This is a genomic window from Acinetobacter puyangensis (genome assembly GCF_900096995.1).
Classification (GTDB): Bacteria; Pseudomonadota; Gammaproteobacteria; order Pseudomonadales; family Moraxellaceae; genus Acinetobacter; species Acinetobacter puyangensis.
This window is the reverse complement of record NZ_OANT01000004.1, coordinates 15,490-29,262: the sequence shown is the minus strand read 5'-3', so window position 1 is coordinate 29,262 and position 13,773 is coordinate 15,490. Positions and strand designations below refer to the sequence as shown.

Below are 13,773 nucleotides of genomic sequence, written 5' to 3'. Positions count from 1 at the left end.
AAGCCCTTTTTAATCCAGTTTACGAGTATTTTACGGTGTCGATTGAATTTGTTGCCAGCTCAAAACTCCCGACTGCACATGGCGATTTTATTATCAGCGTGTTTCAGGACCCTGAAACCAAAGAAGAACATGTTGCGCTGTCCAAAGGGCTTGAGATACCCAATTCTGCACCTACGCTGGTGCGTATCCATTCCGAATGTCTAACCGGTGATGCTTTTGCATCATTAAAATGTGACTGTGGACCACAGCTCAATGCCACCATGGATCTAATTCAAAAACAAGGTCGCGGTGTCATTTTATATTTGCGTCAAGAAGGTCGTGGCATTGGATTAACCAATAAAATCCGTGCTTATGCACTACAGGATCAGGGCCATGACACGGTTGATGCCAATTTATTGCTCAATCTACCGGCCGACGCACGTAAATATGACATGTGCTCTATTATGTTACATCATCTGGGCGTGCAGCAAGTCAAACTGATTACCAATAACCCGCTTAAAATTCAGGCACTCAAAGATTTAGGCATCAATGTGGTGGATCGACTGCCCTTGCTGGTCGGGAAAAATCCATTGAATGAGGCTTATTTGAAAACCAAACGTGACCGTATGGATCATATGTACTAAGTGCATCAATATGATCCCCTGGCGCACTTTTTTTGATCATAAGTAAAAAATTAAATGCAAAAGCCTTACTTTTTTTATGGTTTTATGATTTGATTGAAACAATCGCAATCGAAACTCGGTGATTCAAAATGCAACACCCAACTTCAGATGATATTCAACGTGTTCGGGAATTTTTACTCGATTTACAAGCACGTATTTGTGCCGGCTTAGAACAACAAGAACAGGCTGGCGGTGGCACAGCAAAATTTATGGCTGATGACTGGGAACGGCCGGAAGGCGGCGGTGGTCGGTCACGCGTGATTCAGGATGGGGTAGTCATCGAAAAAGGTGGCGTCATGTTCTCTCAGATTGACATCAAAAACCTGCCGGCATCTGCTACCGCACGCCATCCGGAAATCGCAGGTGCCAAAGCGCAGGCACTCGGTGTGTCACTGGTTATTCATCCTAAAAATCCACATGTTCCAACCTCACATGCCAATGTTCGCCTATTCGTGGCCGAAAAAGAAGGTCAACCACCGGTCTGGTGGTTTGGTGGTGGTTTTGATCTCACACCTTTTTACCCAAACGATGAAGATTGCGTGGCATGGCATCAAAAAGCCTATGATCTATGTCAGCCATTTGGTGATGATGTCTATGCTAAACATAAGGCATGGTGTGATGATTATTTTTATTTAACCCATCGTGATGAACAGCGCGGCATCGGCGGACTGTTTTTTGACGACTTAAACGAATGGGATTTTGAAACCTGCTTTAAATATATTCAGGCCGTTGGTAATGGTTATTTAGAAGCAATTTTACCGATTTATCAGCGCAATCAAGATAAACCGTATAGCGAAGCACAACGTGAGTTTCAGCTTTATCGTCGTGGACGTTATGTAGAATTTAATCTTGTCCATGATCGGGGCACAATCTTCGGTCTACAAACCGGCGGTCGAATTGAATCTATTCTAGTGAGCTTGCCGAATCTAGCAGCATGGTCATATCGTCCAGAATGGGATGAAGATTCTGCGGAAAAACGTTTAACTGATTTTTATTTAAAACCTAGGGATTGGTTAGGTTTGGATAACTAACATATTGTATCTAAAGCATAATCCCTGATCATTTTGGTCAGGGATTTTTTGTATTTATAGACATTGCATATTATTAAACGTACAATTGTAATGTACACTATAAAGAGGGCTAAAAAATGAGTCATATTCCATTTACCCAAGCTCGAGCAAATTTGGCAGAATTGATACAACAAAGCCAACACGGCAATAAAACTTTTATTTCGCAACGTGGGCATACATCTGCGGTATTACTATCCTTATCAGACTACAATAAATTAAATGGCACACCACAAAATTTTATGCAGGCATGGGCAACTTGGCATCAAAATAACCTGCAAGTATTACAAGAGGATATAACTGATTTCCAGCCTGGACGTGATGATACTCAAGGGCGTGAATTCTCATGGTAAATCAAATCAGCTACCTAATTGATACCAATACCATTTCTGAATTAGTCAAAACACAACCAAATATAAATGTCTTACAACAATTTCAAAATGCTCAGGATGAAATCTCTATTCCAAGCATCGTATGGCATGAATTACGTTTTGGTTGGTTAAATATGCTCGAGGGGCAACGTAAGCGAGCAATTGGTGCATTTCTGCATAATGTAGTGAGTTTAATTCCCATACTGGATTATGATGCTCACGCTGCTAAACTGCATGCTGAAATTAGAATACAAACTCAAACCATCGGTAAAAATATTCCTTTTGTTGATGGTCAAATTGCAGCAATTGCAATGGCAAATGGACTAATCCTCATTACTCGGAATATTAAGGACTTTCAGAATATAGAAGGTTTAAGATTAAGAAACTGGTTTGAACTTTAAACCTCATCATTTTTATTGCAGTCTATACTTCTATTGCCATACACTTTAAACAACATCAATATCACTTTTGAATCATGACCAAACAATTTGCCGTTGTCGGTAATCCGATTGAACATTCACGCTCTCCCGAACTACATCATGCCTTTGCCGCCAAAACAGGCATCGATTTGCATTACCAAAAAATTCTATCGCCTTTAGATGGCTTTGAGCAGACGGTTAAACAGTTTTTTGAACAAGGCGGTTCTGGTTTAAATATTACCGTTCCCTTTAAGGAACAAGCCTTTGCTTTATGTGATGTGCTCACAGAACGGGCAAAAATTGCTAGAGCAGTCAATACCTTATGGATGCAAAATGGCAAATTACATGGTGACAATACCGATGGACAAGGCTTAGTCGTTGCATTACAGGCACAAGGCTGGAATTTACAAGATGCCCGAATTTTAATTCTTGGTGCTGGCGGGGCAACTCGAGGGGTAATTTATCCTTTGGCACAAGCCGGTGTCAAACAGATTGTCATTGCCAATCGCACACTTGCCCGCGCAGAACAATTGATTGCAGATGTACAGCCCTTTGTCGTAGATATACAGCTTAAAGCATTGGACTTTAATCAACTTAACGGCGAGTTTGACATTATCGTTAATGCAACCTCTGCAAGTTTAAGTGGTGAGCCTTTAAAATTGCCAGCAAGCCTGACTTTCGATGCAGCCTATGAAATGGCCTATGGTAAAGATTCGAGTTTTATTGCCGAGGCCAAAGCTCGTCAAATTCCCTATGCCGAGGGCTTTTCCATGCTGGTTGGTCAGGCGATTGAAGCATTTGCCATCTGGAATGGTGAGCGCCCAAATCTGGAAGACTTTATTTAATCTAGGTATTTTGCAATTGTATTCATTATAAATTACGGATTGAAAGTACGCTTTAAGACTAAAACAGAATCACAAATACGACCCCGAAAATTGATTGCAACTTTCGGGGTCGTATTAAAACCAGTTAATCAAAATAAAGCATTACTTTAAAAATAATTGATAGACCTTACGATAAATTGAGGAATCGAGTTGATCCAGCTCTGCCACTGTAAATGGAGCAAGCAAGTCACTATCAACTTTTTGATTTTTTAAATCACCCTCGGCGATTTTACCCAGTACCTGAATATACTCCACCAAACGCGGCTTTAATTGTGCTTTATCATCATAACGACGTTTTTTGGCAAGCTCTTCTTGCATATAAAGCTGGCTAAAAATCTCGGCAGTAGATTTACCCTGTTTATTAAGTTGCTGAAATGTTTTTAAGAGCTGGCTGTCTTCCTGTTGTTTTGCAAACACTTTCCAGACTCTTTCTGCCACATATTCATCGTAGTAAGGCCATTCTTCAGGCGCATTTTCATATTCCTGATATTGCTTTTTGCTGTAAGGCAGGCCTTTTTCACTGGCATAATAAATTGCAGTCCAGTATGCCGTCTTATTTAAATCTGGTGCAGAGAACGCACCCTCGTCCAAATCAAGTCCATCGAGTAAATAGGCATATTTATAGACCGTTGTATAAGCATCAATAAAATTGACATTTTTTGCATTCAATTGCTCTACCAAAGCCTGATAACGCTCATCATTCGACCATAAAATCGTACTTTTTTCAGTCGCTGATCCTGTCTTGGGTTCCAGACTTTGCTGGAATTTACCAAACTTCTCACCGAGATTTAGTAAAGTATTCTGATTTGCTGCTTCCTTAAAGCTAACTGCCTGCTTTAACTGTTGTTGATCAACCCGGGCTGTGCCATAGTTAAAAATATTCATCTGCATTTTGGACGATACCGATTTAATTCCGATATCCTCAAGCCCAGCAAAACCAGCATCTACGTCGATATGAACCAAACGACCTTTTTGGTCCAATACCATATCCATAGTGTATTTTGCACCCTTTAACATATCAGCCGTGCCAAACTCATCTTTTACTAGCTTAATCAGTTCCTGATATGCATCTGGCTGTGCATTGATAATTTGTTTCAAGCGCTTTGCATCAACCAACTCACTGGATTTATAGGGTGCAAATTTTTGTAAAATCTGTTCACGCAGTTTTTGCTGTGCAGCCAATTTGCCATAACTTGATGAATAGTCTTCCTCTACAGCATCATTCCAATCCTTCTCTTGATCTGTTTCGGATTGCTGTATTGCAGCATACGATGACTCAGTAACGTTAGAAGAAGCGAGTGCATCAGCTGCGGCTTGCGCGGCGTCATCGGCGTCATCGGCGGCTTGACCCGCCGCTTCAGTTACATTCGAAGTTTTGCCTAATGGTGGTGTCACAGCAATCTGATTCTGGCTATTATTTGTTTGGCTATTTTCTTTTTGATAGTAGCGCTCATCAATCGCGATATATAATCGGTCAACTGCCTGATTTGCTAACTCCTGCTTGGTATAAGCACGATCTGTCAAAGTGCTTGCTGTATCCAGATTTTTTGTGGCTTTTAAAATTTTCTTTTGAAGGCTGATTTGATCGCCACTAATCAGATCATCAATTCCCAAATCATTCGCTAATTTATTGTCTTTATTGGCAACAATGGTCTTCAGATAATCACTGTTCAAATAAAAATATAAATAGTAATCTGCCAATATATTTTCATAGCTGCCGACATAGCGAATCCGCTCAACCCCACCCTGCTGTCGGTCTTGTGCAGTTAATTTGACCTGCTGATAATCTGTGGCATTTGCCAAAGCTGGTCCAACCAACATCCATTCACGTGCCAGCTGTAAAGCAGGTTTAAAATTTAGCTTGGAGTTTTTGGCTAAATCGGCAAAATCAAAGACCACATAACGACCATCATATTGCGGATCAGTCACGATTGGAGACAACGCTGAAATATCGGCATAGGCTTTATATTGCTGAAAATCAACTGCCAGTGGCAGACTAATCCAGGCCTGTAAGTTTTTGGCAGTATAACCAAGTTTAGGATTCATACTCATCTGGCCACGCTTGAGGTCCACGACCCCATCAAATGAGTAGTAATAACGATCCATAAAAGATTTCATTAACGTGGCAAACTGTTTATCTTTTTTGCTCGATGATTTTGTCTTGTTAAATTTCTCCAGACCGTCTTGCAACACTGCTTGCTGCTCGGGATTAAATTTCTGCTGTGCAAAAATATCCTGTAATACTTTCTGACGCAGCAGATATTCTTCCGACTTGGTGGCATTGACGGCTTGGGAGGAAGTCGGCTCAAAATTAAAACTTACCTTACCATCAAAAGCATAACTTTGTTTTGAAAGCAGTTGTTCATAGCCTTGATAAACTTTTTGGTCAATTGCCAATGATGAATGCTGAACAGGCTGGGTTGCACAACCAAACAAACCCAATGTTAGAATAGAAAATGTGAGAAAATTATATTTCATTACCAATACTCTTATGATGAGGACGTCTTGAATATTCATTACATCAATGTTCAATTATTCCTTTAAGCAAACTTATAAAATTATCTTTTCGTCATACGAAAAATGTCAAATAACCTAGGTATTCTATATGAATCAATTTATTTTTCGCATGGCAAATTCGCATTTCTGACATTTTTTTAGTAACAATCAATCAATGTCATTATGTGCCAAATATGAATAATGAAATGATTAATTCTGCTATCGAATTATGACTAATACGGGAAAACGCTATGCCAACATATAAAGCCCCTTTGCGTGATATTCGTTTCTTGATGAACGAAGTTTTAGATTACACCACACATTATCAAACACTCTCCAATGGTGATCTTGCCGACGCCGATACCATTGATATGATCCTCGAAGGTGCAGCAGATTTCTGTGAAAATGTAATTGCACCATTAAATCAGTCAGGTGATGCTGAAGGCTGTCATTGGCAAGACAACAATGTCACCACGCCTAAAGGCTTTAAAGAAGCATATGACATTTTTGTCCAAAGTGGTTGGCAAGGCCTGTCTTACCCAGTCGAGTTTGGTGGTCAAGGTTTGCCAATGTCACTCAATCTGATCAAATCAGAAATGATGGGGACTGCCAACTGGTCATTTACCATGTATCCCGGTTTGTCCATGGGGTGTATGAATACCATCTTGCAATTCGGTACCGATGAGCAAAAACAGACCTATATGCCAAAACTGGTTGAAGGCAGTTGGTCTGGTACCATGTGTTTAACCGAACCGCAATGTGGTACCGATCTAGGACAGGTCAAAAGTAAAGCCGAACCACAAGCCGATGGCACCTACAAAATCTCAGGCACAAAAATCTTTATTTCTGCCGGTGAGCATGATTTAACCGAAAACATCATTCATATCGTGCTGGCTCGTCTGCCGGATGCACCTGCCGGTACACGTGGGATTTCGTTATTTATTGTACCCAAATTTATTGCGCATGAAGATGGTACGATTGGTGATCGTAACCCTGTATTCTGTGGTTCAATCGAACACAAGATGGGGATCCGTGCCTCTGCAACTGCGGTACTTAACTTTGAAGAAGCAACCGGCTATCTGATTGGTGAACCAAACAAAGGCTTACATGCCATGTTCACCTTTATGAATACTGCACGGATTGGTACAGCGGTACAGGGTATTGCCCATGCTGAATTATCCTTCCAAGGGGCTTTGCCTTATGCCAAGGAACGTATGTCTATGCGTGCCCTGTCCGGTAAAAAAGATCCAGATAAAGTAGCCGATGCGATCATTCATCATGCCGATGTGCGCCGCTTATTGTTAACACAAAAAGCCGTGGCCGAAGGTGGTCGTGCCATGATCTATCATGCCGCACAACTGGCAGACAAAATGACAGATGCCTTACTCAATGGCGATAATGCTGCATTTGAAGCCTATGATGACAAACTTGGTTTCTATACCCCAATTCTTAAAGGCTTTCTAACTGAACTGGGTCTGGAATCTGCAAATAATGGTATGCAAGTTTTTGGTGGACATGGTTATATCAAAGAATGGGGCATGGAACAAATCGCACGTGACGCACGTATTGCTACACTATATGAAGGTACAACCGGCGTACAGGCACTGGATTTATTAGGACGTAAAGTATTACTGTCTTCCAAAGGTAAAGTAGTACGTGAATACACTGCCGAAATCCTGAAATTCTGTGGTCGTCATGCCCGTAATAAATATATGCGCCGTTTTGTCTGGGATCTAACCAAAATCTGTGCACAGTGGAATACCCTAACCTTACGTATCATGCTCACTGCGCGTAAGGACCGTGACATCGTATCTAGTGCATCGGTGGATTATCTGATGTTCTCAGGCTATGCCATGATGGCATATTTCTGGGCGCAACAAGCTGCCGTTGCTTCAGAAAAACTGGAAAAAGGCGATGGTAAGGAAGAAGTCGATTTCTATAAGGCAAAAATCAAAGTGGCAGATTTCTACTTTGAACGGTTATTGCCTCGTACTCAAGGTCATGCCGAAGCCATGGTGAATCCATCTCGTGGCATCACCAGTTTAAAAGCAGAACATTTTAGTTTTGACTATTAATAACCGCTAAGGTAGAAACAATAAAGGGCAATTCAATTGATTGCCCTTTATAATATCAGGGCTGTCAAGTTTAAGGTACAGTCATTCTTGCCTTGCGATGTTTTAGTCACATCTCAGAAATCCAGAGCGTCCATAACCGTTTTCCTTGCATATACCGTACTGGATGCCGGATCAAGTCCGGCATGACGAATTAGATTTTAAAGAACTTGACAGCCCTACTTTATGATATGAATTAAAAATATTTTAAAATTTTAATATTTGGGTGACTATGCTTATAGTGTGAAAAAGCTTTCACCACAGGATATAACAAGACACAAAATATTGCGGTTAAAATCCATAACATGGCCACAGAAGAAACGCCAAAATACTCACCATAATTATAACCAAACCACATTACGCAGATCACATAGAGAATTTTTAAGACGTACAAATGTAGCAGATAAAAGAACATCGGCACAGAACCAAACACGACCAGCGGTTGCATGATTTTTAATTTGGAATAGCGATCAAACGCCACCAAAATCAATATGCCCAGCCCAACATTCCATAACAGGAACAACAATGAGGGCGGATATTTGGTTAAATTAAAAAAGCTCATCAAAGTCAGTTGCCATGTGCCCATCTCTACCCAAGGCTGATCACCATAAAAATTCAGCAACCTCAACATAAAGAATAAAGCGATACTTCCCAAACCAATCATGATCAAATATTGATTGCGTTTGGCAGGTAAAATCTTTTGATTAAACAAATGCCCCAACACATAACCGAATAGAATCACACCAATCCACGGCAATACAGGATAAGACGTGCGAACTTTTAAGATCTCCCCAAACTCAATCCAGCCCCGTTGATGCAGCACATGCCAGATGTTCTGTAAAAATGGTTGTGAAAAGGTGATCTGATCCAGCAGATTATGCCCAAAAATAATCAATAAAGACAAAGCAAGCTGGATACGTAAAGGTAAACCGATCAAATATGCCAAAGCCATCATACTCAACCCAATGGCCCAGATCACTTGTAAATAAATGACCTGAGGGGGAAATTGTGCGGTCCATGCAAAATTGACCAGCGTAAGCTCTAATGCAATTAAAAATAAACCACGTTTTAACAAAAACTCACGGGTTTGTTTAAGGTCCTGTCGCTTCTGCTGGTAAAGATAAGCAGATAAACCAGTCAATAATACGAAAATCGGTGCACATAAATGTGCCAGTGTACGACTCCAGAACAATGCGGGTTCGGTATGGGCAATATCAACCGGATCAGACACTTGATGATGTAGATAAAAAGTTTCACGCACATGATCAAGCATCATAAAAATAATGACCAATCCACGCAAAGCGTCAATCATTTGTAGGCGGGAGGTGGTTTTTTCAATCGGCATAATCAAAATTTAGAATAAATGAAACGTTATATTATTTCATAATTATTGGTAATTTACTTGAAAATATTTTCCGCATAAATATCTACAGCTTAAAAAACTCCCAAATCCCCTGTTGCCCATCTTTCAGTTTTGGCACATGGCCCAAACTTAACCATGGCATATGTGCACCATGAAAATCACTGCCAATCGACACTTTAAGCTGATATTGCTCCACCATTCGATCCAGCATTTGACGCGTCGATAACGGTGTATTGGCAGGTGGCAATTCAATGGCATCACCACCTGCAGCGGCGAATTGCTCAATCATATAGCGGATATTGGTAGCAGACAGATCGTATTTGGTCGGATGTGCCAACACAGCAAAGCCCTGACTTTGATGAATAATATCAATGGCATCTGCCATTTCCACGCCCAGAAATGGCACATAAGCCGCTTTTCCTTCTTTGAGAAAACGATCAAATGCCTGTTGCGCGCGAGTGACCACGTTACGTTTTAAAAGGACTTTTGCAATATGGCTACGCGTAATACGCTCATCATGTCCATCGACCAGCTCACGAATTTCAGGTAAAAAGTCGGTTTTGAGGATCTGTTGCAATTTTTCACAAATCAATAGCGCACGTTTGGCACGATGCTGCTTTTGTTTGAGTAAAAGTTGCTGCATCGGTTCAAGGTTTTGCATATTTAAAGCGACGATATGTACAGCATGAGTCTTTTTAATACTGGGTCGATGCCAAAAGCTTGAGATTTCAACCCCTTGAATGAATTGAATACCATGCAATGCAGCATGCTGTGCAGCCAGAACATTCCCGTCTATCGTATCGTGATCGGTCAATGCTAGCGTCAGCAGTTGTTTTTCTCTCGCAAGTTCAATCAATTCTATTGGTGATAGCTCACCATCAGAAAAATTGCTATGCATATGTAAATCGACACCGATCATGCTTTGTATTATGCTATCCCACCAAACTCATCACGCTACTGTAACATGAAAGCACTGCTAGATTACCTACCACTGATTATCTTCTTTTATTTTTATAAAACGACTGATCCAAAAGACAATCATCACCCATTATTAGAACTGGTAGGCAGCGCAGGCAATGCTGATCAAAACCATATTTTAGTCGCCACCAGCGCATTATTGATCGCCACATTAATTGTGTATGGCTGTTTATTTATTTTTCAGAAATTCCATCTGGAAAAAACCCAATGGTTTATCATCATCATGTCACTGGTGTTTGGTGGCATTACGCTTGCCTTAAGTGATGTGACTTATATCAAACTCAAAGCCATTATCATCAATGCAGGGATTGGTATTGCATTCCTGTTAACCCCCTACTTCACCAAAGACAAGCAACCCATCATCAAGAAATTGTTTGAATCAATTCTTCAATTCGATGATAAAGGCTGGATTCGCCTAAACTGGATCTGGTGCATACAATTCTTTATTCTGGCCGCTTTGCATGGCTTCTTTGGCTTTGTGTATATGGACGGAAAATACTGGGGCGAGTTCACGGCATTTGGTGATATTATATTTACCCTCAGCTATATTGCGATCATGTTTTTTTGTGTCCGCAAACACTTTAAATCTCCAGAATAAGAGAGCTTGCTATGCCATTATTTGTTGTGCAGTGTACCGACAATGACAATGTTTTAGACAAACGTTTGGAAGCGCGACCACAGCACTTAAAGCGTTTGGACGTATTAAAGGCACAGGGCCGATTAATTGTTGCAGGCCCCATGCCCAAAGATGCGGATGATACCAGCAAAGGTTTTTATGGTAGTGTAATTATTGTCGATTTTGACTCACGTGATGCGCTGGATCAATGGCTGGCAGATGAGCCTTATGTGCATGCAGGCGTGTATAAAAATGTTGATGTCAAACCGTTTATTAAAGTTTTTCCAAAGGATGAATAACGCATGTTAAAGCGTTACGCATTAATCCCTTTGCTGTGTTGTGTGATGACCGCTACAAGCTGGGCGGTCACTGAACCTGCCACCTCGGCCACTACCGCAGCAAAACCAAATTCCACTGTGACGGCCAAAACCTCGCCTTCTGCCTCCGCCCCGTTACGTCAGGCGAATTCAGGTACAACACCTACAAACGCGTCAACGCTGGGGGAAGTGCAACAAAAGCATAAACTTGAACTGGCACAGCAACAAAAGCGTCTGGAACTGCTAGAACAAGCCAATCAAAAAGCTTTGGCACAGAATCAGGAGTTACAGCTTAAAAACGATAATCTCAGTGTTCAGGTACAAGTCCTACAAAGTGAACGTAGCGCCCAGATGTTTATCTATGGCGCCGTCACTTTTGGTATTGGTATCTTGGCAGGGATTGTGATTTACAGCATTTTATATACCCGTCGTCGCAGACAGTGGTAACAAACTCCTGCCTATACGTGCCACATCATGACTGAAAAATTTCCGGCCATACATACTGCCGAACTGGACTGGCAACAGATTGATGGGGTGGATATTCCCCTATCGCGGCAGTTTGGTGATGTCTATTTTTCCAAGGCCAACGGCTTACTGGAAACCCGGCATGTATTTTTAAATGGTAATGATTTAACCGAACGTCTGGCAAAACTGCAAGATCAACAATATTTTGCAATCGGTGAAACCGGTTTTGGTACAGGTCTGAACTTTCTGGCACTGTGGCAACTCTGGCAGCAGGTTCGACCAGCGAATCGTAGCCATTTACATTTCATTAGCGTTGAAAAATATCCGCTTTCATTGACGGATTTAAAACGTGCCCTAGGTGTGTGGACCGAACTCAAACCATTGGCAGATCAATTGATTGCCCAATATCCTTTACCACTGGCAGGCTGTCATCGACTGTCATTCCCGCAAGAACGTATTTCTATCGATTTATGGCTCGGCGATGCAGCACAGACTTTTCCTTTGATCCAGTCAACACGACCGGTGAATGCATGGTTTTTGGATGGCTTTGCCCCTTCCTGCAATCCGGAACTTTGGCAAGAGCAGATTTTTAGTCATATCATGCGGCTTTCAGCTTTTGGCACCAGCTTTGCCTCATTTAGTGTGGCCGGTGTATTAAAACGTGGCTTACGAAGCTACGGCGTAACAATTCGTCGTCCCAAAGGTTTCGGTCATAAAAGAGAAATGCTAAAAGCGATTTGGCAAAATCAGAACGATGAAGATGAACAAAACCAGTTAACGAATACAATCGCAATACCCGAGATTGCACCACCACAGCATGTCAGTATTATCGGTGCAGGAATTGCAGGACTCAACTGCGCATGGACATTGGCACAGCGTGGTGTAAAAGTCACACTATTTGAAAAAGAACAGCCTTTATCTGGTGGTTCTGGCAATCCACGTGCACTACTCAATCCAAAACTTTGCCCAATTGAGCAGGTCGCAACCCATTTAATGACCGTTAGCTGGCAATATGCACTTAATTTTTATCAACAATTTTCTGCATTTCAGGCCCTACAAATTTATCAATTACAAGACAAAAATATACAACAGCTACAAGCGCTCACACAGCAGTATCCACAAGATATTTTATCTTGGCAAAACATCACACAATCACCATTACCCGCCAGTTTATTACATTGTGCCGGAACGCTTTCTCCCCATCAGTTTGCCGAACAGGTACTGACACATCCATTGATTGAATGGAAACAGGCTGACATTCAACACATTAAAACTACGACGCATGGTTATCGTTTAACAGACCAAAACCAGCAGCATTATGATGCCACCCATGTCATTGCCTGTAATGCACTTGCAGTCAATCACCTATTTCCCGAACTAGCCCAACTTAAACCTATTCGAGGCCAGGTATCATGGTGTAAAGTCAAAACGCCTTTTACCACTGAGCAGATGCAAACAGGCTTTAGTTATGGTGGCTATGCGCTGCCATTAAGTTCCGATCAACTTGTCTTCGGTGCTTCTTTCCTACCACAGCATGATTCAACCGATATTCGCCTTGATGATCATCAGCATAATTTACAGTTGATGCAACACGCCTTGCCTGATTTGGTACAGCAGCTCGCCCCGATTGATCAATGGCAAGGACGTGCTTCACTAAGAGCACAAACACCAGATTATTTCCCACTGGTCGGACAAATCAATGAAAATACTAAAAATCTGTATTGTCTGGCCGGACTTGGTTCCAAAGGTTTTCTATTTGCACCATTATGTAGTGAAATAATTGTCAGTCAAATGTTTGGCGAAGCATTACCTGTACCTGCGATGCTAGCACACCAACTTAGACCCAACCGTTTTAAGAAAAAAGTAAAAAAGAATCCATAAACTCCTTAACTTTATATTTTAGTTCACTATTTATTACCACTTTTAACATTAATCTTTTTTCATAAAATAATCATATACTTTTAACCGAAATTCGCAGGCAAGCAAGATACTGGAAATCACCATTAAAATACCGCATATAAATA

Annotated in this window: 13 protein-coding genes; 10 read left to right on the top strand and 3 right to left on the bottom strand. The window is 41.3% G+C overall.

Annotation, left to right across the window (positions count from 1 at the left end):
• Window positions 1-35: 35 nt before the first annotated feature.
• The 5 genes from ribA (at window position 36) to aroE (ending at window position 3,364) form a co-directional block, all read left to right on the top strand.
• A complete protein-coding gene (gene ribA / locus CRO21_RS08595) occupies window positions 36-623 on the top strand; it encodes a GTP cyclohydrolase II (RefSeq protein WP_087621823.1) in 588 nt (195 codons plus the stop codon).
• Between the two features lie 128 nt (window positions 624-751).
• A complete protein-coding gene (gene hemF / locus CRO21_RS08590; RefSeq protein WP_097078926.1) occupies window positions 752-1,693 on the top strand; it encodes an oxygen-dependent coproporphyrinogen oxidase in 942 nt (313 codons plus the stop codon).
• Window positions 1,694-1,809: 116 nt separating this feature from the next.
• Window positions 1,810-2,082, top strand: coding sequence for a type II toxin-antitoxin system Phd/YefM family antitoxin (locus CRO21_RS08585; protein ID WP_097078925.1), 273 nt, complete (start codon window positions 1,810-1,812; stop codon window positions 2,080-2,082).
• Window positions 2,076-2,501, top strand: a complete 426-nt coding sequence (locus tag CRO21_RS08580) for a type II toxin-antitoxin system VapC family toxin (RefSeq protein ID WP_097078924.1) — start codon at window positions 2,076-2,078, stop codon at window positions 2,499-2,501. The genes CRO21_RS08585 and CRO21_RS08580 overlap by 7 nt, the downstream gene beginning before the upstream one ends.
• A gap of 74 nt (window positions 2,502-2,575) precedes the next feature.
• On the top strand, window positions 2,576-3,364 hold the full coding sequence (gene aroE / locus CRO21_RS08575; protein ID WP_097078923.1) for a shikimate dehydrogenase: 789 nt from the start codon (window positions 2,576-2,578) through the stop codon (window positions 3,362-3,364).
• A gap of 141 nt (window positions 3,365-3,505) precedes the next feature.
• Here aroE and CRO21_RS08570 read toward each other — a convergent pair whose 3' ends face one another.
• Window positions 3,506-5,881 (bottom strand): hypothetical protein, encoded by a 2,376-nt coding sequence (locus tag CRO21_RS08570; RefSeq protein WP_097078922.1) that lies wholly within the window; start codon window positions 5,879-5,881, stop codon window positions 3,506-3,508.
• 269 nt (window positions 5,882-6,150) lie between these two features.
• On the opposite strand from CRO21_RS08570, the gene CRO21_RS08565 reads away from it, so the two are divergent.
• Complete coding sequence (locus CRO21_RS08565) at window positions 6,151-7,974, top strand: acyl-CoA dehydrogenase C-terminal domain-containing protein (protein WP_097078921.1); 1,824 nt, start codon at window positions 6,151-6,153, stop codon at window positions 7,972-7,974.
• Between the two features lie 232 nt (window positions 7,975-8,206).
• On the opposite strand, the gene CRO21_RS08560 is transcribed toward CRO21_RS08565, so the two are convergent.
• Together CRO21_RS08560 and CRO21_RS08555 are read right to left on the bottom strand one after the other, a co-directional pair.
• Complete coding sequence (locus tag CRO21_RS08560; protein ID WP_097078920.1) at window positions 8,207-9,355, bottom strand: DUF1624 domain-containing protein; 1,149 nt, start codon at window positions 9,353-9,355, stop codon at window positions 8,207-8,209.
• Window positions 9,356-9,437: 82 nt separating this feature from the next.
• A complete protein-coding gene (locus CRO21_RS08555) occupies window positions 9,438-10,292 on the bottom strand; it encodes a PHP domain-containing protein (RefSeq protein WP_097078919.1) in 855 nt (284 codons plus the stop codon).
• A 45-nt stretch (window positions 10,293-10,337) separates the two neighbouring features.
• On the opposite strand from CRO21_RS08555, the gene CRO21_RS08550 reads away from it, so the two are divergent.
• Genes CRO21_RS08550 through mnmC form a run of 4 tightly spaced genes read left to right on the top strand, consistent with a single transcriptional unit; the run spans window position 10,338 to window position 13,630 of the window.
• The gene (locus tag CRO21_RS08550) at window positions 10,338-10,949 is read left to right on the top strand and encodes a septation protein IspZ (protein ID WP_097078918.1); all 612 of its coding nucleotides are present in this window, start codon (window positions 10,338-10,340) and stop codon (window positions 10,947-10,949) included.
• Window positions 10,950-10,960: 11 nt separating this feature from the next.
• Window positions 10,961-11,266: a YciI family protein gene (locus CRO21_RS08545; RefSeq protein ID WP_097078917.1), complete on the top strand. Its 306-nt coding sequence runs from the start codon at window positions 10,961-10,963 to the stop codon at window positions 11,264-11,266.
• A 3-nt stretch (window positions 11,267-11,269) separates the two neighbouring features.
• Window positions 11,270-11,731 (top strand): lipase chaperone, encoded by a 462-nt coding sequence (locus tag CRO21_RS08540; RefSeq protein ID WP_097078916.1) that lies wholly within the window; start codon window positions 11,270-11,272, stop codon window positions 11,729-11,731.
• Window positions 11,732-11,758: 27 nt separating this feature from the next.
• Window positions 11,759-13,630: an FAD-dependent 5-carboxymethylaminomethyl-2-thiouridine(34) oxidoreductase MnmC gene (gene mnmC, locus CRO21_RS08535; protein ID WP_097078915.1), complete on the top strand. Its 1,872-nt coding sequence runs from the start codon at window positions 11,759-11,761 to the stop codon at window positions 13,628-13,630.
• Window positions 13,631-13,773 lie beyond the last annotated feature (143 nt).

Bases quoted from the DNA above. Each gene is read 5' to 3' on its own strand.
- hemF (WP_097078926.1), top strand. From the start codon at position 752: ATGCAACACCCAACTTCAGATGATATTCAACGTGTTCGGGAATTTTTA.
- CRO21_RS08585 (WP_097078925.1), top strand. From the start codon at position 1,810: ATGAGTCATATTCCATTTACCCAAGCTCGAGCAAATTTGGCAGAATTG.
- CRO21_RS08580 (WP_097078924.1), top strand. From the start codon at position 2,076: ATGGTAAATCAAATCAGCTACCTAATTGATACCAATACCATTTCTGAA.
- aroE (WP_097078923.1), top strand. From the start codon at position 2,576: ATGACCAAACAATTTGCCGTTGTCGGTAATCCGATTGAACATTCACGC.
- CRO21_RS08570 (WP_097078922.1), bottom strand. From the start codon at position 5,881: ATGAAATATAATTTTCTCACATTTTCTATTCTAACATTGGGTTTGTTT.
- CRO21_RS08565 (WP_097078921.1), top strand. From the start codon at position 6,151: ATGCCAACATATAAAGCCCCTTTGCGTGATATTCGTTTCTTGATGAAC.
- CRO21_RS08560 (WP_097078920.1), bottom strand. From the start codon at position 9,355: ATGCCGATTGAAAAAACCACCTCCCGCCTACAAATGATTGACGCTTTG.
- CRO21_RS08555 (WP_097078919.1), bottom strand. From the start codon at position 10,292: ATGATCGGTGTCGATTTACATATGCATAGCAATTTTTCTGATGGTGAG.
- CRO21_RS08550 (WP_097078918.1), top strand. From the start codon at position 10,338: ATGAAAGCACTGCTAGATTACCTACCACTGATTATCTTCTTTTATTTT.
- CRO21_RS08545 (WP_097078917.1), top strand. From the start codon at position 10,961: ATGCCATTATTTGTTGTGCAGTGTACCGACAATGACAATGTTTTAGAC.
- CRO21_RS08540 (WP_097078916.1), top strand. From the start codon at position 11,270: ATGTTAAAGCGTTACGCATTAATCCCTTTGCTGTGTTGTGTGATGACC.
- mnmC (WP_097078915.1), top strand. From the start codon at position 11,759: ATGACTGAAAAATTTCCGGCCATACATACTGCCGAACTGGACTGGCAA.